The sequence below is a fragment of the Psychromonas sp. KJ10-5 genome, assembly GCF_055808325.1.
This window is the reverse complement of sequence record NZ_CM147864.1, coordinates 3,157,858-3,183,232: the sequence shown is the minus strand read 5'-3', so window position 1 is coordinate 3,183,232 and position 25,375 is coordinate 3,157,858. Positions and strand designations below refer to the sequence as shown.

The 25,375-nt window shown below is 38.4% G+C and carries 21 protein-coding genes, 2 tRNA genes and 1 rRNA gene; 7 read left to right on the top strand and 17 right to left on the bottom strand.

Annotated elements, in window-relative coordinates; translation table 11 throughout:
• The first annotated feature begins 1 nt into the window (after nt 1).
• Both gyrB and AC0L3W_RS13880 read left to right on the top strand, forming a co-directional pair.
• Nucleotides 2-2,431, top strand: a complete 2,430-nt coding sequence (gene gyrB, locus AC0L3W_RS13885; RefSeq protein ID WP_290041249.1) for a DNA topoisomerase (ATP-hydrolyzing) subunit B — start codon at nt 2-4, stop codon at nt 2,429-2,431.
• A gap of 159 nt (nt 2,432-2,590) precedes the next feature.
• Nucleotides 2,591-4,531, top strand: a complete 1,941-nt coding sequence (locus tag AC0L3W_RS13880; protein ID WP_409440264.1) for a methyl-accepting chemotaxis protein — start codon at nt 2,591-2,593, stop codon at nt 4,529-4,531.
• Nucleotides 4,532-4,607: 76 nt separating this feature from the next.
• On the opposite strand, the gene AC0L3W_RS13875 is transcribed toward AC0L3W_RS13880, so the two are convergent.
• The 3 genes from AC0L3W_RS13875 to glyQ form a co-directional block, all read right to left on the bottom strand.
• Nucleotides 4,608-5,864 carry a valine--pyruvate transaminase gene (locus AC0L3W_RS13875; RefSeq protein ID WP_290041247.1) on the bottom strand — a complete coding sequence of 419 codons (1,257 nt, stop codon included), beginning with the start codon at nt 5,862-5,864 and terminating at the stop codon, nt 4,608-4,610.
• Between the two features lie 355 nt (nt 5,865-6,219).
• A complete protein-coding gene (gene glyS, locus AC0L3W_RS13870; RefSeq protein ID WP_290041246.1) occupies nt 6,220-8,286 on the bottom strand; it encodes a glycine--tRNA ligase subunit beta in 2,067 nt (688 codons plus the stop codon).
• Between the two features lie 11 nt (nt 8,287-8,297).
• Nucleotides 8,298-9,206 (bottom strand): glycine--tRNA ligase subunit alpha, encoded by a 909-nt coding sequence (glyQ, locus tag AC0L3W_RS13865; RefSeq protein ID WP_290041245.1) that lies wholly within the window; start codon nt 9,204-9,206, stop codon nt 8,298-8,300.
• A gap of 242 nt (nt 9,207-9,448) precedes the next feature.
• Here glyQ and AC0L3W_RS13860 point away from each other — a divergent pair, with 242 nt between their 5' ends.
• Together AC0L3W_RS13860 and AC0L3W_RS13855 are read left to right on the top strand one after the other, a co-directional pair.
• Nucleotides 9,449-10,141, top strand: coding sequence for a DUF2161 family putative PD-(D/E)XK-type phosphodiesterase (locus tag AC0L3W_RS13860; RefSeq protein WP_409440265.1), 693 nt, complete (start codon nt 9,449-9,451; stop codon nt 10,139-10,141).
• A 111-nt stretch (nt 10,142-10,252) separates the two neighbouring features.
• Nucleotides 10,253-10,411 (top strand): DUF4223 family protein, encoded by a 159-nt coding sequence (locus AC0L3W_RS13855; protein ID WP_113819609.1) that lies wholly within the window; start codon nt 10,253-10,255, stop codon nt 10,409-10,411.
• A 287-nt stretch (nt 10,412-10,698) separates the two neighbouring features.
• On the opposite strand, the gene AC0L3W_RS13850 is transcribed toward AC0L3W_RS13855, so the two are convergent.
• From AC0L3W_RS13850 to mioC, 14 genes are all read right to left on the bottom strand, one after another.
• Nucleotides 10,699-11,118: a F0F1 ATP synthase subunit epsilon gene (locus AC0L3W_RS13850; RefSeq protein ID WP_290041241.1), complete on the bottom strand. Its 420-nt coding sequence runs from the start codon at nt 11,116-11,118 to the stop codon at nt 10,699-10,701.
• Between the two features lie 15 nt (nt 11,119-11,133).
• The gene (atpD, locus tag AC0L3W_RS13845) at nt 11,134-12,531 is read right to left on the bottom strand and encodes a F0F1 ATP synthase subunit beta (RefSeq protein ID WP_290041239.1); all 1,398 of its coding nucleotides are present in this window, start codon (nt 12,529-12,531) and stop codon (nt 11,134-11,136) included.
• A gap of 30 nt (nt 12,532-12,561) precedes the next feature.
• The gene (gene atpG, locus AC0L3W_RS13840; protein ID WP_290041238.1) at nt 12,562-13,428 is read right to left on the bottom strand and encodes a F0F1 ATP synthase subunit gamma; all 867 of its coding nucleotides are present in this window, start codon (nt 13,426-13,428) and stop codon (nt 12,562-12,564) included.
• Between the two features lie 48 nt (nt 13,429-13,476).
• Nucleotides 13,477-15,018 carry a F0F1 ATP synthase subunit alpha gene (atpA, locus tag AC0L3W_RS13835; protein WP_290041236.1) on the bottom strand — a complete coding sequence of 514 codons (1,542 nt, stop codon included), beginning with the start codon at nt 15,016-15,018 and terminating at the stop codon, nt 13,477-13,479.
• Between the two features lie 12 nt (nt 15,019-15,030).
• Entirely contained in the window at nt 15,031-15,564 is a 534-nt protein-coding gene (gene atpH, locus AC0L3W_RS13830; protein WP_290041235.1) for a F0F1 ATP synthase subunit delta, read from the bottom strand.
• An 11-nt stretch (nt 15,565-15,575) separates the two neighbouring features.
• On the bottom strand, nt 15,576-16,046 hold the full coding sequence (gene atpF, locus AC0L3W_RS13825; protein WP_290041234.1) for a F0F1 ATP synthase subunit B: 471 nt from the start codon (nt 16,044-16,046) through the stop codon (nt 15,576-15,578).
• 39 nt (nt 16,047-16,085) lie between these two features.
• Nucleotides 16,086-16,343: a F0F1 ATP synthase subunit C gene (gene atpE, locus AC0L3W_RS13820; RefSeq protein WP_025565310.1), complete on the bottom strand. Its 258-nt coding sequence runs from the start codon at nt 16,341-16,343 to the stop codon at nt 16,086-16,088.
• Nucleotides 16,344-16,429: 86 nt separating this feature from the next.
• Nucleotides 16,430-17,230: a F0F1 ATP synthase subunit A gene (gene atpB, locus AC0L3W_RS13815; protein WP_290041233.1), complete on the bottom strand. Its 801-nt coding sequence runs from the start codon at nt 17,228-17,230 to the stop codon at nt 16,430-16,432.
• On the bottom strand, nt 17,214-17,624 hold the full coding sequence (locus AC0L3W_RS13810) for an ATP synthase subunit I (protein WP_409440266.1): 411 nt from the start codon (nt 17,622-17,624) through the stop codon (nt 17,214-17,216). Before AC0L3W_RS13810 ends, atpB begins: the two co-directional genes overlap by 17 nt.
• A gap of 219 nt (nt 17,625-17,843) precedes the next feature.
• Nucleotides 17,844-18,752: a ParB/RepB/Spo0J family partition protein gene (locus tag AC0L3W_RS13805; RefSeq protein WP_290041230.1), complete on the bottom strand. Its 909-nt coding sequence runs from the start codon at nt 18,750-18,752 to the stop codon at nt 17,844-17,846.
• Complete coding sequence (locus tag AC0L3W_RS13800; protein WP_409440267.1) at nt 18,742-19,548, bottom strand: ParA family protein; 807 nt, start codon at nt 19,546-19,548, stop codon at nt 18,742-18,744. The genes AC0L3W_RS13805 and AC0L3W_RS13800 overlap by 11 nt, the downstream gene beginning before the upstream one ends.
• A 27-nt stretch (nt 19,549-19,575) precedes the next feature.
• Nucleotides 19,576-20,202 carry a 16S rRNA (guanine(527)-N(7))-methyltransferase RsmG gene (rsmG, locus tag AC0L3W_RS13795; RefSeq protein WP_290041227.1) on the bottom strand — a complete coding sequence of 209 codons (627 nt, stop codon included), beginning with the start codon at nt 20,200-20,202 and terminating at the stop codon, nt 19,576-19,578.
• Nucleotides 20,202-22,091: a tRNA uridine-5-carboxymethylaminomethyl(34) synthesis enzyme MnmG gene (gene mnmG / locus AC0L3W_RS13790; RefSeq protein WP_290041225.1), complete on the bottom strand. Its 1,890-nt coding sequence runs from the start codon at nt 22,089-22,091 to the stop codon at nt 20,202-20,204. Before mnmG ends, rsmG begins: the two co-directional genes overlap by 1 nt.
• A 371-nt stretch (nt 22,092-22,462) precedes the next feature.
• Nucleotides 22,463-22,927 carry an FMN-binding protein MioC gene (mioC, locus tag AC0L3W_RS13785; protein ID WP_290041223.1) on the bottom strand — a complete coding sequence of 155 codons (465 nt, stop codon included), beginning with the start codon at nt 22,925-22,927 and terminating at the stop codon, nt 22,463-22,465.
• A 548-nt stretch (nt 22,928-23,475) separates the two neighbouring features.
• On the opposite strand from mioC, the gene AC0L3W_RS13780 reads away from it, so the two are divergent.
• The 3 genes from AC0L3W_RS13780 to AC0L3W_RS13770 all read left to right on the top strand — a co-directional run bounded on the left by AC0L3W_RS13780 (nt 23,476) and on the right by AC0L3W_RS13770 (nt 25,324).
• A 16S ribosomal RNA gene (locus tag AC0L3W_RS13780) occupies nt 23,476-25,018 on the top strand.
• Between the two features lie 109 nt (nt 25,019-25,127).
• A tRNA-Ile gene (locus tag AC0L3W_RS13775) sits at nt 25,128-25,204 on the top strand.
• Nucleotides 25,205-25,248: 44 nt separating this feature from the next.
• Nucleotides 25,249-25,324: transfer RNA gene (locus tag AC0L3W_RS13770), tRNA-Ala, on the top strand.
• Nucleotides 25,325-25,375 lie beyond the last annotated feature (51 nt).

Below are 25,375 nucleotides of genomic sequence, written 5' to 3'. Positions count from 1 at the left end.
TATGGCTGAGAATAGTTATGATTCGTCAAGTATTAAAGTACTAAAAGGGTTAGATGCCGTTCGAAAACGCCCTGGCATGTATATCGGTGATACCGATGATGGTACCGGTCTACACCACATGGTTTTCGAAGTTTTAGATAACTCAATCGATGAAGCTTTGGCAGGTCACTGTAACGATATTATTTGTACTATTCATAGCGATGGTAGTGTATCAGTACGAGATGATGGCCGTGGTATCCCAGTAGATATTCATGAAGAAGAAGGTGTATCGGCAGCAGAAGTTATTATGACTGTTCTGCACGCAGGTGGTAAATTTGATGATAACTCTTATAAAGTATCAGGTGGTTTACACGGTGTTGGTGTTTCAGTAGTAAATGCCTTATCAGATAAGTTACGTTTAACTATTAAACGTAGTGGACACATTCATCAACAATCATACTCACTTGGTGAACCAGATGCACCAGTAGCGGTTATTGGTGATACTGACCAAACAGGAACAGAAATTCGTTTTTGGCCAAGCCCATCTACTTTCTCTAAAACGACGTTTAATTACGACATTTTAGCAAAACGTCTACGTGAACTATCTTTCTTAAACTCAGGTGTTTCAATAAAGTTAATTGACAAACGTGAAGACGATAAATCTGACCACTTTCATTATGAAGGTGGTATACAAGCATTTGTTGAATACTTAAATCAAAACAAAACACCTATTCATAATAAAGTATTTCATTTTAATACAGAACATGAAGATGGCACAGCAGTTGAAGTTGCAATGCAGTGGAATGATGGTTTCCAAGAAAACATCTATTGTTTCACAAACAATATTCCACAACGTGATGGTGGCTCCCACTTAACAGGTTTCCGTGGTGCTCTAACCCGTACTTTAAACTCTTATATTGAAAAAGAATTGGCTAAAGTCAAAAATAATAAAAACAAAACGACAACTGAAGGTGGAGACTCTCGAGAAGGTTTAACGGCGGTTATTTCAGTAAAAGTACCTGATCCAAAATTCTCTTCACAAACAAAAGACCGTTTAGTGTCATCAGAAGTACGTCCGATTGTTGAAGGTGCAATGAATGAACGCCTACAGGATTTCTTATTAGAGAATCCTACCGAAGCTAAAATCATTGTTAACAAAATTGTTGATGCAGCAAGAGCACGTGAAGCGGCGCGTAAAGCCCGTGATATGACGCGTCGTAAAGGTGCATTAGATTTAGCAGGTTTGCCAGGTAAACTAGCAGATTGCCAAGAGAAAGACCCAGCGCTTTCTGAACTATACATAGTGGAAGGGGACTCGGCTGGCGGAAGTGCGAAACAAGGCCGATCTCGTAAAAACCAAGCTATCTTGCCACTTAAAGGTAAAATCCTAAACGTTGAAAAAGCGCGTTTTGATAAGATGTTATCTTCACAGGAAGTAGCAACACTGATCACCGCACTTGGTTGTGGTATTGGACGTGATGAATATAACCCTGAGAAAACGCGTTACCATCGTATCATTATCATGACCGATGCCGACGTGGATGGTTCTCACATCCGTACACTGTTGTTAACTTTCTTCTATCGCCAAATGCCTGAACTGATCGAAAATGGTTTCATCTACATTGCTCAGCCTCCTTTATACAAAGTGAAAAGAGGTAAGCAGGAAACTTACATTAAAGATGATCCAGCATTACAAGCTTACTTAACCTCATTAGCTATGGATGGTGCATCTTTACATGTGAATAATGAATCTCCAGGTATTTCTGGTGTTGCGTTACAAGGTATGATCGATCGCTACCGTAACGCTCAGGATACGATTGTAAGACTATCTCGTCGTTACCCTAACGTTGTCCTTGATAAATTAATTTATCGTCCAGAATTAACCGCTGGAGGCTTAGCTAAGACAGATGTAGTAACTCCTTGGGTTGAAGAAATTGTTGAAGTGTTAAACCGTGAAGAGTTAGAAGGGACGATCTACAAAGCAGAGATTGCTAAATCAGATAATGAAATATCTAACAAGATTATCTTCACTGTACGTAAACATGGTGTTGACACTGTTTACACTTTTGATGAAGAGTTCTTTGGTTCAGTTGAATACAAGGCATTGGTGACATTAGGTACAGAAATCCAAAACCTATTGGAAGAAGGTGCTTATATTCAACGTGGTGAACGTACTAAACCAATTGATAACTTTATTGAAGCAGTTAACTGGTTAATGCATGAATCTAAACGTGGTTTATATATCCAACGTTATAAAGGACTAGGTGAAATGAATCCAAGTCAATTATGGGAAACGACCATGGACCCTAATACACGTCACATGCTACAAGTGACTGTTGAAGATGCGGTAGGTGCAGATCAATTATTTACTACATTAATGGGTGACCATGTAGAGCCTAGACGTGAGTTTATTGAAAAGAATGCATTGCGTGTAGGTAATATAGATATTTAATTACATAAATATCGATGAATTATCTGAAAAATCCAGCTTTTAAGCTGGATTTTTTTTAATTAAAATTTTAGAAATTAATACCTAATTATAGATATCAAGAAATATTATTGCCATATTTGATGGCTACTATGCGCCTGTCACTATTATGAAGAGCGCATTATGTCTATTAACTTACTTACGAAAATTATTTGTAGCTGTATTGCTGCCTTACTATTATTTATTTCAGGATTTATCATATGGGCTTGGCAAGAGGTTGATAAACCCTATCAAATAAACCAGTCTTATCATGCAATAAAATCCACATTGGAAAACGACATTGCTATCTCATTGGAACAATACTTGGGAAATGGGGATACTCAAAAATTATTAAATGCAGAAAATAAATTAGAAATATTAAAAACGACCCCAATTGACTGGCTTAACGCAACACAATCAGAGTCAATAACCAAAGAGATAGTTAAATTAGAAAAGGCAATTGCAGGTACCAGAGAAGCAGGAAAATTAGCAGCAACACCCGATCTACTGCTCATTAATAATGAGATAGAACGACAAGGTTATATCACTGATCTAGGCCGTTTAATTAATAAATCAGAAGTTAATTTAAATATAAGACAAAACTATTACCGACTGTTATTAAACATAAATCAAAATTTACACCAAATAGCGGTATTGAGACAAAGTTATATAGAACAAAAAAGCGATACGATTAAACATAATTTGATTGAACAAAATAATACTATTATGGAACATTTAAAAAGCATCAGCGAACTACCTACACTTAATTTATTTTATACAGAAACAGTAGATGAGTTCAGTTTTGATCAACCGGAAACTGTCGATTTAACGTTAGAGGTAATAGGGGAGTTGAAAAGCTTAACCATTCGTTACCCAAAAGAGTTATCAAATACTCGAACTATGTTGTCTTCCGTCATTGATAGCCGCACTAAATTAAGTGTTCAATTATCTACCTTAATAAAAACCTTTACTGAATATTCAACTATTGTTGATCGACAAAAACAATCAATAACCGAAAAAGTACGTTTAATCGGCTCATGTACATTGCTGTTATTTACATTAATGATCGTATTATCAGCGAACTTACAATTTAAAACATTACAGTTCATCCGCAGATTACTGCCTTTTTTCGATGCATTAACATCAGGGGACTTTGGACAAGCACTTAAGGTAAATAGTCGCTTTTCTGAGTTTAATATTGTTAATAATAGGAGTGTTAGGTTACAAACCTATTTAAAAGAGCTCACAGCCTCCTTACAATCGCAATCAGAACAAGCTCTTAATGCTAGTCACCTTTTGCAAAAGCGAGCAATACAGGCGCAACAGAGCAGCCAGCAACAGCACCAACAAACCGAATTGGTAAATACTTCAATCATTGCTTTATCGGATTCCTTTACTGAAATTACAAAAAATGCAGTAGATACCAGTAAACAAACAGATCAAGCGGTTAAATTAGTTAATAAAGCAGATTTTGTTTTAGCCAGTGAAGTGCAAAAAACCAAGCAATTATCTGACAATATTCTTTCTCTCAGTAAAATTGTTAAAAAGTTAACGGCAGATACTTACTCAATTAATAATGTATTAGAAGTCATTAATAACGTCTCTAGCCAAACCAATTTACTCGCACTTAATGCAGCCATTGAAGCTGCACGTGCTGGTGAACAAGGGAGGGGGTTCGCAGTAGTTGCAGATGAAGTAAGAGCATTAGCAATTCGTACCTCTAGTTCAACGGAAGAGATTCAACATATCATTAACCAATTAGTTGATACGGCAAACCAAGCAAATGAATTTGTCCTACAGCAAAGTGATGCAGCCATCGATTGCGCCAACCATAGTTTAGAAGCTCAAGAACAACTAAAATCAGTATCGAATATAATTAATGATATTTACCTATTCAATAATACCATCGCAACAACAACAGAAGAGCAGACTGCAACCATTGAGCAAGTTGTAATAAATACCAATGCCATTAAACAACATGCACAACAAGTCAGCGATAATCTCCAAGAGATTAACCAATCCAGCAGCATCATCAAAGATATTAGTGAAGTATTGAATAATTTAATCACGCAATTAAAGCGTTAAAAGTAAGAAAAAATAAAGAGGAAGGTATTAAATAAAGTGTGTTTCACGTGAAACACACTTTACATTTCAATAAAAATTAGACGTTTTCTGTATAGAGTTCATTGACTAAATCAGCCAATATATTAATGCCACGCTCTACTACGTCGCTATCTTGTGCGTAATTAAGTCGAAGACATTCTTGGGTGTGTTGCCAACCTTGATCCAAACCAGGGAAAAAGTAATGACCTGAAACAACAATCAAGCCTCTCTCTTTTAAGCGCTGGTATAGTTCATGTGAAGTGATAGGTAAATCTTTAAACCAAAGCCAAAGAAATAATGCACCTTCTGATTTGTGAATTCTGAAATTTTTACTGTGTATTTTTTCAGATAATAGTTTAATAGCAACTTCAGATTTTTGTTTATAAAAAGGCCTAATAACCTGATCACTCAATTCAATAATCTCTTTACTTTTAACTAATGGTAGTGCGATTTCAGGGCCGATACCACCTGGTGATAAAGCCATAATGCCAGATAAATTAGACATTGCTTTAATAACTTCTGAATTAGCAATGACTATCCCACAACGTGCACCTGGTAAACCAAACTTAGATAAACTTAAACATAAAATAGTATTAAGGTTAAAGTGAGGTTTTACCTCTTCAAAGATAATATTTGGAAAAGGAGTGCCATAAGCATTATCGATAATCAGTGGAATATTATGTTGTTTAGCTAGCTTATCTAACTTTTCAATCTCTGCATCAGTTAATACATTGCCCGTTGGGTTAGTTGGTCTAGAAACACAAATAGCACCAATATCATCTGTTATATTCAATGCATCAAAATCAACGTGGTACTTAAATTGTTGGTTTGGTAGTTCTGTTATCTTAGGTCGAACAGCGACAAAAGTATCTTCAGAGACACTGGCATCGGCATAGCCAATATATTCTGGGGCGAGAGGGAATAAAATTTTACGTTTTTTACCCTGTGAAAAATCACCCGCTAATAAATTAAATAGGTAGAAAAACGCATTTTGGCTACCATTTGTTAACATGATATTGTCTGTAGATAAATCCCAATCGTATAGATCATTGAACAATTCTACTAATGCATTAATAAATGCATCTTTACCTTGTGGTCCATCATAGTTCCCAAGGGTATCCATTAGTTTCCCTTGGTCTAATAACTCCTGCATTAAATCAGTGAGTCGTTGATGAATAGACGGAATACTAGCAGGGTTTCCGCCACCTAACATTAAAATATCATCGCCACCTTTTACACCTTTATTTAAGTCGTCCATTAGCTCATTGATGCCAGAATGCTGTGTAAATTTATTTCCAAAAGTTGAATAGGGCATTTATAACAATCCTAAATATAAATTTTAATTATGCAGTTTCAAAATAATTTGTTTCACGTGAAACCTGATTTTGTACTTTTACCACTGATCTTATAAGCAATAAAAAAGCTTCATCTTAAATTTTTACCTGTTTATTTTATCCTACTGATCAATATAAGCAGAGCGAATATTCATAAATATAAAGGAGAAAAGTAAGGTTTTTAATGATGAGGGCCATTATGAAATAGGTAAAAACTCACATCAAAAGTTCAAATTAAACAAGCCAAAATAGTCTAAACCTGTTTCACGTGAAACAAAAAAGCTCAGTAAAAACTGAGCTTTTTTGTTGAGATTAATGTTTTATTATTACGATAAATTACAAAACAGAAACATCAGCAACTCGTAAGAACAAGTTACGTAAACGGTTTAAAAGGGCTAAACGGTTGTTTTTTACTGCCAAATCGTCCGCCATTACCATCACGCTATCGAAAAAATCGTCTACAGGCGATTTTAAGCTAGCTAACTCGAACAAGGCTGACTCGTAGTCTCCTTCTTCAAATAAAGGGCTTAGCTTGCTTTCTAGAGCCTCTAAAATTTCAGAAAGTGCTTTTTCAGCGTCTTCTTGGAGTAAATTTGCATCAACTTCACTGTTAATTTCATCATTTACTTTAGCAAGAATATTACTAATACGTTTATTTGCAGCAGCAATAGGTGCAGCTTCTGGTAAAGTTTGGAACTTAGCTACTGCTTTAATACGTTTTTCGAAGTCTACAGGTTTAGTAGGACGACGCTCTAAAACAGATTGAATAAGCTCAACTGAATATCCACCAGCTTGATAAGTTGCACGGAAACGACCGAACAAGAAATCAACAACATCATTAACTACGTTGTCGTTAGTTAATTTATCGCCATATTGGACTTTAGCGATTTCAACCAGGTCAACGATATCTAAGTCTAACTGTTTATCAGTAATGATACGTAATAGACCAATGGCCGCACGACGTAAAGCAAACGGGTCTTTATCACCTTTTGGAGCTTGACCAATACCAAAGATACCCACTAATGTATCTAACTTATCAGCTAAAGACACAGCACAGGCAACTAAAGAAGTTGGTAGTTTATCACCAGCAAAACGTGGTAAGTATTGCTCGTTTAATGCAACAGCAACATCTTCATGTTCACCATCAAAACGAGCGTAATACATCCCCATTACACCTTGAACGTCAGGGAATTCCATCACCATCTCAGACATTAAGTCTGCTTTAGATAATAGGCCTGCACGTTGTGCATGCTCAGTATTAGCATCAATTTTAGCCGCAACTTTTGCAGCAACTTCACTAATACGCTCAGATTTCTCTTTTAATGTACCCAGTTGTTTTTGGAATAATACAGTTGATAGAGAGCCTAAACGGCTTTCTAATGTTTTCTTTTTATCTGTTTCAAAGAAGAACTCAGCATCTGCTAAACGAGGACGAACTACTTTCTCGTTACCTGAAATAACTTGTTTAGGATCACGACTAACAATATTTGAAACAAAGATGAAGCGAGGTAATAAATTACCTTCTTTATCTAGTACTGGAAAGTACTTTTGGTTATCTTTCATTGTGTAGATAAGCGCTTCAGAAGGAACGGCTAAGAATTTCTCTTCAAAAGAACCCACCAGCGTAACAGGCCATTCAACTAATGACGTTACTTCTTCTAATAATTCTTCATCAATAGCCGCAACACCGTTTTCATGCGCAGCAACAGCTTCTACTTGCTCACGAATGATTGCTTTTCGACGTTCATAATCAACAATCACTTTACCAGAATCGTCTAGTAATGATTGGTAATCGTCTGCGTGATTTAACGTTAACTCAGCTTCACCTAGGAAACGATGTCCTCGGATAACTCTGTCTGAAGCAACACCTAACAACTCACCTTGGATTAGCTTGCTACCAAATAACATTGTCACTGTATGCACAGGACGAATAAACTGTGTGCTTTCACTTCCCCAACGCATTGGTTTAGGGATTGGTAGTTTACTTAATGCAGTCGCCGCGATCTCAGGAATTAGCTGACTAATTTCTTGGCCTTTAACTGATGACTTAAATAATAGCCATTCACCTTTATCCGTCACTAGGCGCTCAGCTTGTTCAACACTAATACCGTTTGAACGAGCCCAACCTTGCGCGGCTTTAGTCGCTATACCTGAATCATCAAATGCGACATTAACTGCTGGTCCACGTTTTTCTACAATTTTATCAGCTTGTGCGGCTACTAAGTTAGTAACTACTACTGCTAAACGTCTTGGAGAAGCTAACCATTCAACTTTATCAAAAGCTAATTCAGCTTTAACTAATTCTGCTTCAACATTGTTAGCAAATGATTCAGCAAGTTTACGAAGTGATTTCGGTGGTAACTCTTCTGTACCCAACTCAATCAATAAATTTTCATGTGACATTAAACTTGCCTCTATTTATCTAAATTTTTACAAAGTGGGAAACCAAGTGTTTCACGTGCACTGTAATAAGCCTCTGCAACTGCTTTTGAAAGTGAACGAACACGTAATATATAACGTTGGCGTTCTGTCACAGAGATCGCATGGCGCGCATCTAACAAATTAAATACATGCGATGCTTTCATTACTTGCTCGTAGGCAGGTAAAGGTAAACCAGCTTCAATTAACTTTTGACTATCTTTTTCACATTGATCAAACTGTACAAAAAGTGCATCAACATCAGCATGTTCAAAGTTATAAGTTGATTGTTCAACTTCATTTTGGTGGAAAATATCACCGTAAGTAACTTTACCCATTGGCCCATCAGTCCAAACAAGATCATAAATACTATCGACCCCTTGGATATACATTGCTAAACGCTCTAAACCGTAAGTAATTTCACCCGTTACAGGAGAACATTCAAGTCCACCAACTTGTTGGAAGTAAGTAAACTGTGTCACTTCCATACCATTTAACCATATTTCCCAACCTAAACCCCACGCACCTAGTGTCGGCGATTCCCAGTTATCTTCTACAAAGCGAATATCATGAATCGATGTATCGATACCGATCTCTTCTAGCGACTGTAAATATAGTTCTTGGATATTTTTAGGCGATGGCTTTAATACAACTTGGAATTGGTAATAGTGTTGTAAGCGATTAGGGTTTTCACCGTAACGGCCATCGGTAGGACGACGACATGGTTGAACATAAGCACTGCTCATTGGCTCAGGACCAATTGAACGTAAGAATGTTTGAGGATGGAATGTGCCAGCCCCAACTTCCATATCGAGTGGTTGTACAATGGCACAACCTTGACGAGCCCAGAAGTCTTGCAAAGCAAGAATTAGCCCTTGGAATGTTTTTGTATCGAATTTTTGCATGATTTAGGCTTCGAGTTAATTAGAAAAAATGAAATTTATTATACCCATTTGGCGACAATTATACCAATGACAATCAATTACATCGCTTAACTTGGCAAGTCAATACTTAAAATAATCAGCAGCATAAAATATCTACTATAAACACCTTGGAGATTTACAGGTTAATATCAGTAAAACAGACAAATGAATATGTTATATTTTATCTATTCCCTAGTAACACCATCAGCTATTAATGAATACATATGCCTATAAAACTACAAGAATCTGACCTGTATTTACCTATAAAGCATTTTTTAAGCAATTTAGGCTATCAGGTGAAAGGGGAAGTAAAAAACTGCGATATCGTGGCAATCAAAGACCAAGAGGTGTTAATTATTGAATTAAAATTAACACTTAACATTACTCTTTTATTACAAGCTGTAGAGCGTTTTACACTTGCTGATAACGTCTATATTGCAATTCCTAAACAAGCCACTATTTATAAAAATAAACAGAAACAACTTAAAAAATTAATTGCTCGTTTAGGATTGGGCTTAATTGTCGTAGATATACAAAAAACACAACAATATGTAGAAGTGATCAATGATCCTAAAGACTACACTCCAAAAAAGAATAAACGTAAACAAAAAGCCCTGTTAAAAGAGTTTAATTTACGTCAAGGTGATACTCAAAAGGGCGGTTCAACTAATAGCGCGGCAGGACTAACAGCCTATAGACAACGTGCCATTCGAATCGCTGAATACTTATTACAATCACCACCAACCTCAGGTGCTTCAATCAATAAAGCTATTGATGAACCACAAGCAACACAATTTCTATATAATAATCATTATGCTTGGTTTGATAAAATACAACGTGGTCTATATACCCTATCTGAAAAGGGAAAATTGGAATTAATTGATTGGAAGAAAAAACAAAAAATATCAATCAATTAAATAATTAATAAAAATAAATTAATTATTTAATAGAGGTTTTTTTTGTGATATCTTGCGTCCAGTTGACAATACATTGATTGTTAATATACATATATAATATAAGGACTCATTATGAAATCTATCGCTAAATTCGCCGTTGCTGCTGTTGCCGTTGTTCTTCTTGCTGGTTGTACTGGTACTACTTACAACAGTGCTAAAGATTGTTCTATGGACTACCTACTAGTTCCACAACTATCTATTCCTGCTGCTATCGGTGCATGTGGTGAATAATATTTAATATCTTTCTGATATTAAAAATAAAGCGTAACTCCTGGAGTGCGCTTTAATTTTATAAGTTACTGCTTCTTTTTCTACTCTAATAATTAATCTTTTTTTACATATCCCTCACTACTTATTTTAAAACCTCAATTCAATCTCTATTTTAAAAAAACTAAGTTTGATTAGATAAAATTACCTAAGTTTTCTGTCTTAAAATAAATAACTTACATTTATTTAGCCCCAAAATAAGCAAAAAAAAGGCGACCCATAGGCCGCCTTTTTAATGAAAGTGTAAATATCTACTTACGTGTTAACTTAATAGCACGTAACTGAGCAACTGCTTGCGCAAGTTGAGCCGTTACTAATGCAAAGTCGATATCCTTATTAGGGTTAGACATTTGCGCTTCAGCAGCACGTTTAGCTTCTTCTGCTTTCGCTTGGTCAAGATCTTGACCACGAATTGCAGTATCAGCTAAAACAGTAACGCCACCAGGCTGTACTTCAAGAAAACCACCTGAGATATAAATGACTTCTTCGCCACCATCTTGTTTCACTAATTGAACCATTCCTGGCTTAATCGGTGTCAATAATGGTGTGTGACCATGCATAATGCCTAGTTCACCTTCTTGACCAGATACTGATAAGTGAGCAACCAACCCTGAAAAGAGTGATTTTTCTGCACTTACAACATCTAAATGTGTGGTCATTGCCTTAGCCATAGTTACCTCCAGCTATTACATTTTTTTAGCGTTTTCGACAGCTTCTTCAATTGCACCTACGTATAGGAACGCTTGCTCAGGAATGTCGTCGTATTCACCAGCAATTAGACCTTTAAAGCCAGCTAATGTGTCTTTAAGTGGTACATAAATACCAGGGTCACCTGTAAATACTTCTGCTACGTGGTAAGGCTGAGTTAAGAATTTCTCAACTTTACGTGCACGAGATACGATTTGCTTATCTTCTTCAGAAAGCTCATCCATACCTAGAATAGCAATGATATCTTTCAGCTCTTTATAACGCTGTAAAATACCTTGAACACCACGAGCAATATCGTAATGTTCTTGACCAACAACTAATGGATCAAGTTGACGAGAAGTCGAATCTAACGGGTCAATCGCAGGGTAAAGACCCATAGATGCGATATTACGGTTAAGTACAACAGTTGCGTCTAAGTGAGCAAAGGTTGTTGCTGGAGATGGATCCGTTAAATCATCGGCAGGTACGTATACCGCTTGGATAGATGTAATCGAACCTACTTTAGTCGATGTAATACGCTCTTGTAATACACCCATCTCTTCAGCAAGAGTTGGTTGGTAACCAACGGCTGATGGCATACGGCCTAATAGTGCAGATACTTCTGTTCCCGCTAGAGTATAACGGTAGATGTTATCAACAAATAATAGTACGTCTTTACCTTCATCACGGAAACGCTCAGCCATAGTAAGACCAGTTAGGGCAACACGTAAACGGTTTCCTGGTGGCTCATTCATTTGACCGTAAACCATTGCTACTTTTGATTCTTCAGGTTTTTCAACGTTTACAACGCCTGCTTCCTGCATCTCATGGTAGAAATCGTTACCTTCACGAGTACGCTCACCAACACCAGCAAAAACAGACAAACCTGAATGTTTAAGTGCGATGTTATTGATAAGTTCCATCATGTTTACTGTTTTACCAACACCAGCACCACCGAATAGGCCGATTTTACCACCTTTTGCGAATGGGCAGATTAAGTCGATAACTTTAATACCAACTTCTAGTGTTTCAGCTGATGCCGACTGCTCTTCATAAGAAGGTGCTGCACGGTGAATCTCATATTGCTCTTCAGATACAACTGGACCACATTCATCAATTGGCTCACCCAATACATTCATAATACGGCCTAATGTAGCCGTACCAACAGGTACTGTGATTGCATGTTTAGTATCAGTAACTTCTAAACCACGACTTAAACCTTCTGAAGCACCCATTGCGATACAACGTACTACGCCGCCGCCAATTTGTTGCTGTACTTCCATTGTAAGGTTCTTTTCAGTCACGATCAGTGCACTGTATATATTCGGTACGCTATCTTGTGGGAATTCAACATCCACAACAGCACCGATAATCTGTACGATTTTACCTGAACTCATTTCTGATCCTCTAAAATCTTTATTTTAAAATTATACCGCAGCCGCACCACCACAAATCTCAGAAAGCTCCTGAGTAATTGCAGCTTGACGTGCTTTATTGGCAACAAGTTGTAAATCATCAATCAAGTCACTTGCGTTATCTGTTGCAGCTTTCATTGCAACCATACGTGAAACTTGTTCACACGCTAAGTTTTCAACTACCGCTTGATACACTTGAGATTCAACATAACGAACTAATAACGAGTCTAAAATATCTTTAGCGTCACCTTCGTAAATGTAATCCCAGTGATGGGCAGCTACTTCATCATCGTTTTCTGCTTTAGGCAGAGGTAATAATTGACTGACAGTAGGTTCTTGTACCATGGTACTAACGAATTTATTGTTCACTATATACAAGCGATCAAGTTTTCCTGCGTCGTAAGCGTCTAACATGATTTTTACCGAACCGATTAAATCATCAACGGTTGGTGCATCACCTAAGCTTGTTGCTTGTGCAACAATATTAGCGCCTAAGCCACCAAAGAAACTAGCTGCTTTAGAGCCGATAACGGCTAAATCAACTTCAACACCAGCTTCGCTGTGTTTTTTCATTTCTTGGATAACCGGTTTAAACAAATTAATGTTTAAACCGCCACATAAACCACGATCACTTGAAATGACAATGTAACCAACACGCTTAACTTCACGTTCTTGAAGATAAGGGTGGTGGTATTCCAAGTTACCTAGTGCGATATGACCGATCACTTTGCGCATAGTAGATGCATAAGAAAGACTGCTTTCCATGCGCTGTTGCGCACGACGCATCTTAGATGCAGCTACCATTTCCATCGCACCAGTGATCTTTTGAGTGTTTTTAACACTCGCGATCTTATTTCTAATTTCTTTATCGCCGGCCATTTCTTACTCCTAATTAATGCTTAATTAACAACAGTTGTTGTTAATTAATTACCAGGTTTGCGTCGCAACGAAAGATTCCAAGATAGCCTTGAATTGCCCTTCGATTTCTTTGCTGTAAGCGCCAGTTTCATTAATTTGAGCATAGAACTCAGCATGCTCATTTTTAGCGTAAGAGATTAAAGATGCTTCAAAGTCTAATACTTTTTCAACATCGACATCATTTAAGAAGCCTTTCTCTGCAGCAAATAATGACAACGCTTGTTCAACAACTGACATTGGAGCATATTGTTTCTGCTTCATTAATTCAGTTACTTTTTTACCATGGTCAAGCTGTTTACGAGTTGCTTCATCTAAGTCAGATGCGAACTGTGCAAACGCCGCTAATTCACGGTATTGCGCTAGTGCAGTACGGATACCACCAGAAAGTTTCTTAATCACTTTACACTGAGCAGAACCACCAACACGCGATACAGAGATACCTGGATCAACAGCTGGACGAACACCATTATTAAATAGTTCAGTTGTTAAGAAGATCTGACCATCAGTAATAGAGATTACGTTAGTCGGTACGAATGCAGATACATCGCCCGCTTGTGTCTCAATGATTGGTAATGCTGTTAATGAACCAGTTTTACCTTTCACTGCGCCTTTAGTAAATGTTTCAACGTAGTGCTCGCTTACACGAGAAGCACGCTCAAGTAGACGTGAGTGAAGGTAGAAAACGTCACCAGGGTATGCTTCACGACCAGGTGGACGTTTAAGCAGTAGTGAAATTTGACGGTAAGCAACAGCTTGCTTAGAAAGGTCATCATATACAATCAGTGCATCTTCACCGCGATCGCGGAAGTATTCACCCATTGAACAACCAGCATATGGTGCTAGGTATTGTAGTGCAGCAGCTTCAGAAGCAGATGCAACAACAACGATAGTATTTTCTAATGCGCCATGCTCTTCAAGTTTACGTACTACGTTAGCGATAGTTGACGCTTTTTGGCCAATTGCTACGTAGATTGAGTATAAACCTGTTGATTTTTGGTTAATGATTGCATCGATTGCAATAGCAGTTTTACCTACTTGACGGTCACCAATGATAAGTTCACGTTGACCACGACCGATTGGAATCATTGAATCGATTGATTTCCAACCAGTTTGAACTGGTTGATCAACTGATTTACGATCGATTACACCTGGTGCAATTACTTCAATTGGAGAGTAACCATCGTTTTCGATTGGTCCTTTCCCATCAATTGGCTCACCCATTGTGTTTACAACACGACCAAGAAGACCTTTACCTACTGGTACTTCAAGAATACGACCAGTTGATTTTACCTTTTCACCTTCTTTAAGGTTACGGTAAGGTCCCATTACTACCGCACCTACCGAGTCACGCTCAAGGTTAAGTGCCATAGCAAAGCTACCATTTGGCAGTTCGATCATCTCACCTTGCATACATTCAGCAAGGCCGTTGATGCGAATAATACCATCGCTTACAGAAACGATTGTACCTTCATTTCGCGCTTCGCTTACCGCTTCGAATTGTCCAATTCGTTGCTTGATAAGATCGCTAATTTCAGTGGAATTCAGTTGCATGCTAACTTCCCATTAAGATTGTAAAGTATGTGATAAACGAGTTAGTTGACCGCTAGCTGTGCTATCAATCACTAAATCTCCAGCAGTAATTACCATTCCGGCAATTAATGACTTATCAATACTACAATTTAGGTTTACTTTTCGTGCGAGACGTTTTTCTAGCGAAACACTTAATTCTTTTTGTTGTTCTTTAGAAAGGGCATAAGCAGAAACGACATCAGCGTCGACCTCTTTTTTATACTCTGTTTCTAAATCAGCAAAAAGTTGTGCAACGCGAGGCAAAACACTCAAACGTCCATTTTCAGCTAATACTTTAATAAAGTTTTGACCATTCTCATCGAGTTGGTCGCCACAAACATTAATAAACAGTTCAGCTAACTCTTGTGGTGCTTTATCGCGTGTTAATACATTTGCCATGGTTGCATTTTGTGCAACTTCAGAGGCAAAAAACAGCATTGCAGACCAAGCTTCAATGTTGTTATTACTCACAGCAAATTCAAAAGCGGCTCTTGAATAAGGACGAGCTACAGTAGTCAATTCAGACATAAGCTAGCTCCTTATAGTTCAGCAACTAATTTATCAATAATATCGCTGTTCGCTTCTTTATCGATAGAACGCTTAATGATTTTCTCAGCACCAGCTATCGCTAACGTAGCAACTTGTTGACGTAACTCTTCACGAGCACGGTTACGCTCAGCTTCTACTTCAGCTTCACCTTGAGCAATAATTTTACTGCGCTCAGCTTCACCTTCGCTTTTAGCTTCTTCAACAATTTGTGTACGACGCTTATTAGCTTGATCAATTATTTCTGCTGCTTGTGCTTTAGCTTCTTTCAGCTTTTCAGCTGCTTTAGCTTGCGCAAGTTCTAGATCTTTTCCTGCACGTTCAGCTTGAGTTAAACCATCCGCAATTTTCTTTTGACGCGCTTCAATCGCATCTAAAAGTGGTGGCCACACGTACTTCATGCAGAACCAAACAAATATCGCAAATGCGATTGCTTGGCCAATTAGGGTTGCATTTATATTCATAACAGCTCCTTAGTTAATTAAGTTAATTAGGATCCGTTATTAGCCCGCTAGTTGAGCTACAAATGGGTTTGCAAAAGTGAAGAATAATGCAATACCAACACCGATCATCGCGATTGCATCGATAAGACCAGCAACGATGAACATTTTAACTTGTAACATAGGTGCCATTTCAGGTTGACGTGCAGCACCTTCTAGGAATTTACCACCTAAGATACCAAAACCGATAGCTGTACCAGCAGCGCCTAAACCAATTAGAAGTGCTACAGCGATTGCAGTAAAACCTAATACTGTTTCCATGAAAAATTCTCCAAAAATAAAATAAATTGTTTTAATGTTTAAAAGTAATTACTTAAAAAGTAAATATTAATGTTATACCCAAATAATTAATGATCTTCATGCGCCATGCTGAGATATACAATCGTCAACATCATAAAGATGAAGGCTTGTAGAACAATAATTAAAATATGGAATACGGCCCACGGGAAGTACAGTGGTAATTGCCAGTAACCCAATAAAGCTATCAATATAAAGATTAACTCACCAGCATATAAGTTTCCGAATAAACGTAGACCTAATGAAACAGGTTTCGCTAATAGCGTTACAGCTTCAAGAAGGAAGTTTACTGGAATAAATGCCCAATGGTTAAATGGTTGCATAGTTAGTTCTTTAACAAAACCGCCTACACCTTTAACTTTGACAGTGTAATAAATGATTAAAGCGAACACACTTAATGACATACCAAGTGTAACGTTTAAATCAGTTGTAGGTACAACTTTAAGATAAGGTATCCCGATGGTTTGCGCAGCGTGAGGCAGTAAATCAACAGGGACTAAATCCATCAGGTTCATTAAGAAAACCCAGACAAAAATAGTCAATGCTAAGGGTGCTATCAGGGCATTCTTGCCATGAAAAGTATCCTTTACATTCTCATCTACAAAATCGATAACCATTTCGATGAAACACTGTAACTTACCAGGTACACCAACAGTCGAACGTTTTGCAACACTACGAAACAACCAAAGAAATAATACACCGAGGCCTACTGCAACCAGTAGAGAATCGACGTGAAAAGTCCAAAAACCAGCATCATGTGCATTCCAACCACCATCAACACTCCACGTAAGGTTTGTTAAATGATGTTGAATATAACTTGATGATGTTAGAGCTTCACCTTGACCAGCCATGTTTTATCCCATCGTTGTTATAAAAAAAGAAAGGCGCTAACCACTGCGACACTACTAATAATGAGAAAGAGATATAATAAGCAGTCAATGATAACGCTCCATATTTCAAAAACACCACGAGTAACAACACAGTTAAAAAGAGTTTTATAGCCTCCCCTGCGTAAACCCCCCTAAGCACCTTTTTAGCCTGCCTAGCCCCCGCATGAGCGAATGCTAACAGTACAAAAATGAGATTAGGAAGTAAAAAAGTGATCCCTCCAAATAATGCTGAATACCCAGCTTTATTCGAAAAAAACACTGTTGAAATCAATGCAAAAAATAGCACTAATAAAAATTGAAAAGCCACCAATTTCAATCCAGAAACCTGACTTTTTTTTGCTAGTTTATCAACCACTTTGATTTCCCTTTACTAGCTAACTTGAAGTATAGAAAAATGATTTATTCAACCAGACTTTTCCTACAAGCTAAAACCTGCGCAAATTATACCGACAAAGCCATTCAATGCAATATAACCATTGAATTAGAAGACAACAGGTCTGCTAGTTTATTTGGTTATATTACTAGTAAATGGCTTAATTCGAATTTGATTCAGATTAATAATGGCTAAGATCGATTAACTTTTTTCAATTAATGTGATCAATGCATCTAAGTCAGTAATAGAAGTGTAATCTATAACCAATTTCCCTCGACCATTTTGACTATTTTTAGCAGTAACTTTGAGGCCGAATTTATTTTCTAAAGTTGTAACTAATGACTCAGTTTTTGGACAAACTGAAGGGGGAGTTTTCACTTTCTCTGGCGCTTGCGCTTGTTTTACTAATTTTTCAGTATCACGTACGCTCAATGCTTTGCTTACCACACTTTTTGCAAGCTCTGATTGTAACTCACCTTCACAAGCTAATAATGCTCTAGCGTGGCCCATTTCTAAGTCACCATGCTCTAGCAATAATTGCACATCTTGATTAAGGTGATTTAGACGTAACAAATTGCTCACTGCAGTGCGTGATTTACCGACTGCTTTCGCGACTTCTTGATGGGTTAATTCAAACTCATCAACAATACGTTTTAATGCGATAGCTTCTTCCATGGCATTAAGGTTTTCACGTTGAATGTTTTCGATAAGAGCAATCGCGATTGCTGCATCATCTTCAACGTTTTTAATCAAACAAGGAATAGACGATAAGCCGACAATTTTAGCAGCACGCCAACGACGTTCACCTGCTATAATCTCATATTTTTGATGACCGGTCTCACGAACTACTAAGGGTTGAATAATGCCTTGAGCATGAATAGAATTTGCTAATTCTTGCAAAGCATCAGAAGCCATATCTCGACGAGGTTGATATTTTCCCACTTGCAACTGATTAATATCAAGATCCTGTAAAGCGCCTTGCTCATTACTCACCAGTTGCTGTGTCTTTTCAGCATGGATATCGTGTGAAACTTGTTTATTACGCGTAACAGTACTGCTACTCAACAAAGAATCTAACCCTTTACCTAACCCTCTTTTTTTACTTAGCATCTTCAATGACTTCCTGCTCTGTACTAATAGATTGCTCTTCTCGTCTCAATATTTCCCCAGCTAAAGATAGGTAAGCTCTTGCTCCTGTTGAGCTTTTATCATAAAACATAACAGGCTTACTAAAACTTGGTGCTTCAGCTAAACGAATATTACGTGGGATAATTGTTCTGTAAACTTTGTCGCCAAAATGCTTTTTAAGCTGATCTGATACATCACTTGATAAGCGATTACGTGGATCGTACATAGTACGTAAGATCCCTTCAACCTTAAGATCCGCATTAACCACGGCTGTTAATTTGCTGATCGTATCAATAAGCGCAGTTAGGCCTTCTAGAGCGTAGTACTCGCACTGCATAGGCACTAATACTGAATCGGCTGCTGTCATCGCATTAACAGTTAACATATTTAACGAAGGAGGGCAGTCTATGAAAATATAATCATAAACGTCTCTAGCGCCTTCTAAAGCAGTTCTTAACCGTGTTTCACGAGCGAAAAAAGTCATTAACTTAACTTCAGCAGCTGTTACATCACTATTTGCAGCAACTAAGTGAAAACCACCACTGGTTTCAGTTTCTACAACATCAGCAAGCGGTAGTTCGTCGATCAATAGATCATAGGCAGTATGGGCAACTTCATATTTATCGATACCACTACCCATGGTTGCATTGCCTTGCGGGTCAAGATCAATAATTAATACTTTACGTTTCGTCGCCGCCATTGAAGCAGCTAAATTGACGCACGTAGTTGTTTTACCTACGCCACCTTTTTGATTTGCAATTGCTATTATTTTACCCACAAATACCTACCTAAAAAATTATAGTCACTACGATACACGCTTAACTTTTACTAAACAGCGTTCACCATCTAATTGTGGGACTTGTAAGGTAACTGACTCTATAAATTCAAATTTAGAATCTAAATGAGTGATCTCAGATTCAGGATATTGTCCTTTTAGTGCTAAAAAATGCCCATTTTCATTGGGTAAATGATGACACCAAGACAACATATCTTCTAATGAAGCAAAAGCACGACTTAACACACAGTCAAACCCTTGCTCTGGTTGAAATTCTTCAACACGACTTTGTACTATTTCCACATTTTTCAAGCCTAAGCTTAATATAGCTTGTCTTATAAAACGTAATCTTTTACCTAAACTATCTAATAACACAAACTGTTTATCTGGATTTAAAATCGCCAGAGGTAGACCCGGTAAACCAGGACCCGTTCCAACATCAATAAAACTATTACCCGATAGATGCGGAGATACGACAATGCTGTCCATAATATGTTTCACTAACATTTGTGAAGGATCGCGCACCGAAGTCAGGTTATAAGCTTTATTCCACTTTGCTAATAGTTCTACTAGTTGCACTAATTGTGTTGTTTGTTGTTCACTGATATTTAAACTTGTTTGTGCCAATAAAGCATCTAATTCAGTACGTAAACTCATTAGACAGCCTTACGACGCACGCCGCTCTTTTTCAGATGAATAAGCAAAATTGAAATAGCCGCAGGCGTTATGCCTGAAACTCGAGATGCCTGGCCAATACTTTCAGGTTTAATATCATTCAACTTAGCTGTAACTTCATTTGATAAGCCTTTGATCTCTGAATAATCAAGATCACGTGGTAATACCGTATCTTCATGGCGCTTCAGCTTAGCAATTTCATCTAGCTGGCGATCAATATAACCTTGATATTTGATCTTAATCTCAACTTGCTCTGCTGCAATTGGATCTTCGATAGCAGGACCAAGGCCTTCTACTTTCATTAATGTTTCATAATCCACTTCAGGACGACGTATCATTGCTTCTAACGTGCTTTCACGTTGCATTGGAGTCTTCAAAAGTGAATTAATTTGCTCTGCATTGGTTGAACCTGGGTTTACCCAATGCGTTTTTAAACGTTGTAACTCTTTTTCTACCGATTCTTGCTTTTCACTGAAAGCTTTCCAACGGACGTCATCAACGAGGCCTAATTCACGGCCTTTTTCAGTTAAACGAGTATCGGCATTATCTTCACGTAACAATAAACGATATTCAGCACGACTAGTGAACATACGGTAAGGTTCTTTAGTGCCTAAAGTAGATAGGTCATCAACTAAAACCCCTATGTATGCTTGATCACGACGGGGTGCCCAAGCTTCTTTATCTTGTACTTGTAAGCCTGCATTCATACCGGCTAATAAACCTTGCGCACCAGCTTCTTCATAACCGGTTGTACCGTTAATCTGACCTGCAAAGAATAAACCATTGATATATTTGCTTTCTAAGGTTGATTTTAGATCTCGAGGATCAAAATAATCATATTCAATAGCGTAACCTGGACGAGTAACAAACGCGTTTTCAAAACCTTTCATCGATTGAATAAACTTAAGTTGAACGTCAAAAGGCAAGCTTGTAGAAATACCGTTCGGATAAACTTCATGTGTTGTTAACCCTTCAGGCTCAACAAATATTTGATGAGAGTTTTTATCTGCGAAACGCATAATTTTATCTTCGATAGAAGGGCAATAACGTGGTCCAACACCTTCAATAACACCTGAGTACATAGGGCTGCGATCAAGATTCTCACGAATAATATCATGTGTTTTCTCATTGGTATGGGTGATATAACATGGTATTTGACGTGGGTGTTCTTCACGACTCCCTAGGAAAGAGAATACAGGAGTAGGATTATCACCATGTTGCACTTCTAGTTCAGAAAAATCGATGCTACGAGCATCAATACGAGCAGGTGTACCAGTTTTAAGACGTCCCATACGTAAAGGCATTTCTTTTAAACGATCAGATAAAGTAACTGAAGCAGGATCACCCGCTCGACCACCGCTATAATTCTTCATACCAATATGAATCAAACCATTTAAGAATGTACCCACAGTCAAAACAACAGTTTTAGCTGAAAAACGCACACCCATTTTAGTGATTACACCAGTAACGCGATCATTTTCAATAATTAGATCTTCCACTTCTTGTTGGAAAATCTTGAGGTTTTCTTGGTTCTCTAATTTTTCACGAATAGCTGCTTTGTACAGAAGACGATCCGCTTGTGCTCTTGTAGCACGAACAGCAGGTCCCTTACTTGAATTAAGTGTTCTAAATTGAATACCACCCTTATCGATAGCCGAAGCCATTAAGCCACCTAAAGCATCAATCTCTTTTACGAGATGTCCTTTACCGATACCACCGATGGCAGGGTTACATGACATCTGACCTAACGTTTCAATATTGTGAGTTAATAATAGGGTTTTTAATCCCATTCTAGCAGGTGCAGCAGCAGCTTCTGTGCCTGCATGGCCACCGCCAACTACGATAACGTCAAAATGTTCATGGTAAATCATAATATTCCAAATACAGCTATATAAAATTTAAAGCAGGATTTTACTCTTTTAAAAAATAAAGGAAAGCGAAGAGCGGATTTAATAGCAAAAGAATAGTATTAGTATTATATATAGATCTTTAAAGATCTTTTATTACTACACTTATTAAGCAAAGCAAGATCTGTGTAAAACACTTATATCTGATTAAAGATCAGGATCTTAAAAGAGATCCGATCGTGTGCATAATAAGGGATCTTAATGCGATCAACCTGAGTATAGAAAAAGCCTTTATACACAGGCCTTTTTATACACATTATTATAAAGCGATTACACAAAACTAATTCAAGAGTTATAAATGGATTATGCACAGAAGCTTGTGGGTAACTTACAAATTAATTTGCAGAATTATTAAGATCTTTTATCCAAGTTGGGATCCAGTCTATGACCTTATCTTCTGGAATAGGAGATTCAACTACATCAATGGTGAATAACTCTCCAATACGCGATGCTCCTTTTGCTATTAATAATAGATCCAATTTTTTTGCTGCATAACAATAAGTATCGTAATTCGAATCACCAACACCAACTAAACCAAAACGTATATTAGTAAGCGCCTGTTTATCTAATTGGTCTATTTGGTTTGCAAACACTTTAAAGTTATCTGGATAATCTCCTGCACCATGTGTAGAAATGCAAATTAACCATAATTGTTCAGAAGTAACATCTAATACTTCTATATTAGGTATAAAGTGTATTTCTGTGGTAAATCCAGCCTTTTCCAAAATAGGTTGCGTTGCCTCTGCAACATACTCAGTAGCGCCTAACGTACTTCCTACTAATATATCGATATTACTCATTATGTAAGTCTCCACTATATAAACAAAAATGAACCCAATTATGAAAGGCATCATTATAACCAGTTAAAGACCATAAAAATGGATAAATTAGTATGAAAATCCCCCAAGTTGTTCGCTAAATAATCATTCAAACTTAAATTCAAAAAAAACGTTAATAAACGCTTGCCAATGTGATCTTAATCCCTATAATGCGACCCCACAGACACGGGACGGAACGCAAGTTACCCAGCGAGTTTGAGAACAAAATAAACGCGTTAACTTCTTCTTAACTAAGTTAAAAAGAAAATTAAATAAGACGTTGACATTGTTCGAAAGGCGCGTAATATACGCCGCCTAGCCGAAAGGCACGCTCTTTAACAATTTAATCAAACAATCTGTGTGAGCACTTATTGTTGATGTGATTTCAAAAAAATCAAAGTCCTACTTGTTAGGCAACATCAATAGAAGTGACACACGAATTAATTCATTAATTCAGAATAACATTGTACTTAGGTACATAGTTTTAGTCAGTAATATTGAGTCGCAACTTAGGTTGCAAATTAAACTTTAAATTGAAGAGTTTGATCATGGCTCAGATTGAACGCTGGCGGCAGGCTTAACACATGCAAGTCGAACGGTAACAGAAAGTAGCTTGCTACTTTGCTGACGAGTGGCGGACGGGTGAGTAATGCTTGGGAATATGCCTTATGGTGGGGGACAACAGTTGGAAACGACTGCTAATACCGCATAACATCTCCGGATCAAAGTGGGGGACCTTCGGGCCTCACGCCATAAGAGTAGCCCAAGTGGGATTAGCTAGTTGGTAAGGTAATGGCTTACCAAGGCGACGATCCCTAGTTGGTCTTAGAGGATGACCAGCCACACTGGAACTGAGACACGGTCCAGACTCCTACGGGAGGCAGCAGTGGGGAATATTGCACAATGGGCGCAAGCCTGATGCAGCCATGCCGCGTGTGTGAAGAAGGCTTTCGGGTTGTAAAGCACTTTCAGCGAGGAGGAAAGGTTGTACTTTAATAGAGTGCAGCTGTGACGTTACTCGCAGAAGAAGCACCGGCTAACTCCGTGCCAGCAGCCGCGGTAATACGGAGGGTGCGAGCGTTAATCGGAATTACTGGGCGTAAAGCGCGCGTAGGCGGTTAATTAAGTCAGATGTGAAATCCCAGGGCTCAACCTTGGAACTGCATTTGAAACTGGTTAACTAGAGTTTTGTAGAGGGTGGTAGAATTTCAGGTGTAGCGGTGAAATGCGTAGAGATCTGAAGGAATACCAGTGGCGAAGGCGGCCACCTGGACAAAGACTGACGCTGAGGCGCGAAGGCGTGGGGAGCAAACGGGATTAGATACCCCGGTAGTCCACGCAGTAAACGATGTCTATTAGAATTTTGTGGCTATATGCCGTGGGATTCAAAGCTAACGCATTAAATAGACCGCCTGGGGAGTACGGCCGCAAGGTTAAAACTCAAATGAATTGACGGGGGCCCGCACAAGCGGTGGAGCATGTGGTTTAATTCGATGCAACGCGAAGAACCTTACCATCCCTTGACATCCAGAGAATCACCTAGAGATAGATGAGTGCCTTCGGGAACTCTGAGACAGGTGCTGCATGGCTGTCGTCAGCTCGTGTTGTGAAATGTTGGGTTAAGTCCCGCAACGAGCGCAACCCTTATCCTTATTTGCCAGCGGGTTATGCCGGGAACTCTAGGGACACTGCCGGTGATAAACCGGAGGAAGGTGGGGACGACGTCAAGTCATCATGGCCCTTACGGGATGGGCTACACACGTGCTACAATGGCAAATACAAAGGGCTGCTAACCAGCGATGGTATGCGAATCTCCTAAAGTTTGTCGTAGTCCGGATCGGAGTCTGCAACTCGACTCCGTGAAGTTGGAATCGCTAGTAATCGTGGATCAGAATGCCACGGTGAATACGTTCCCGGGCCTTGTACACACCGCCCGTCACACCATGGGAGTGGGCTGCACCAGAAGTCATTAGCTTAACCTTCGGGATGGCGATGACCACGGTGTGGTTCATGACTGGGGTGAAGTCGTAACAAGGTAGCCCTAGGGGAACCTGGGGCTGGATCACCTCCTTACGTAAAGAAACACATCCTTTGTACTTAGGTACATTGGCGCAAGTAATAATGAGTGCCCACACAGATTGTTTGATTAGAAAGTAAAGAGACGTATAGATAGACTCTAGATGGGTCTGTAGCTCAGTTGGTTAGAGCGCACCCCTGATAAGGGTGAGGTCGGCAGTTCGAATCTGCCCAGACCCACCAATTTCTTGTATTGAAATTGGATTTCTATTTATACATACCATGTTGGGGCTATAGCTCAGCTGGGAGAGCGCCTGCCTTGCACGCAGGAGGTCTGCGGTTCGATCCCGCATAGCTCCACCACTTCATCTTGTTTCAAGTTTGATGTGACCAACATGATAGAAGCCTTAGATA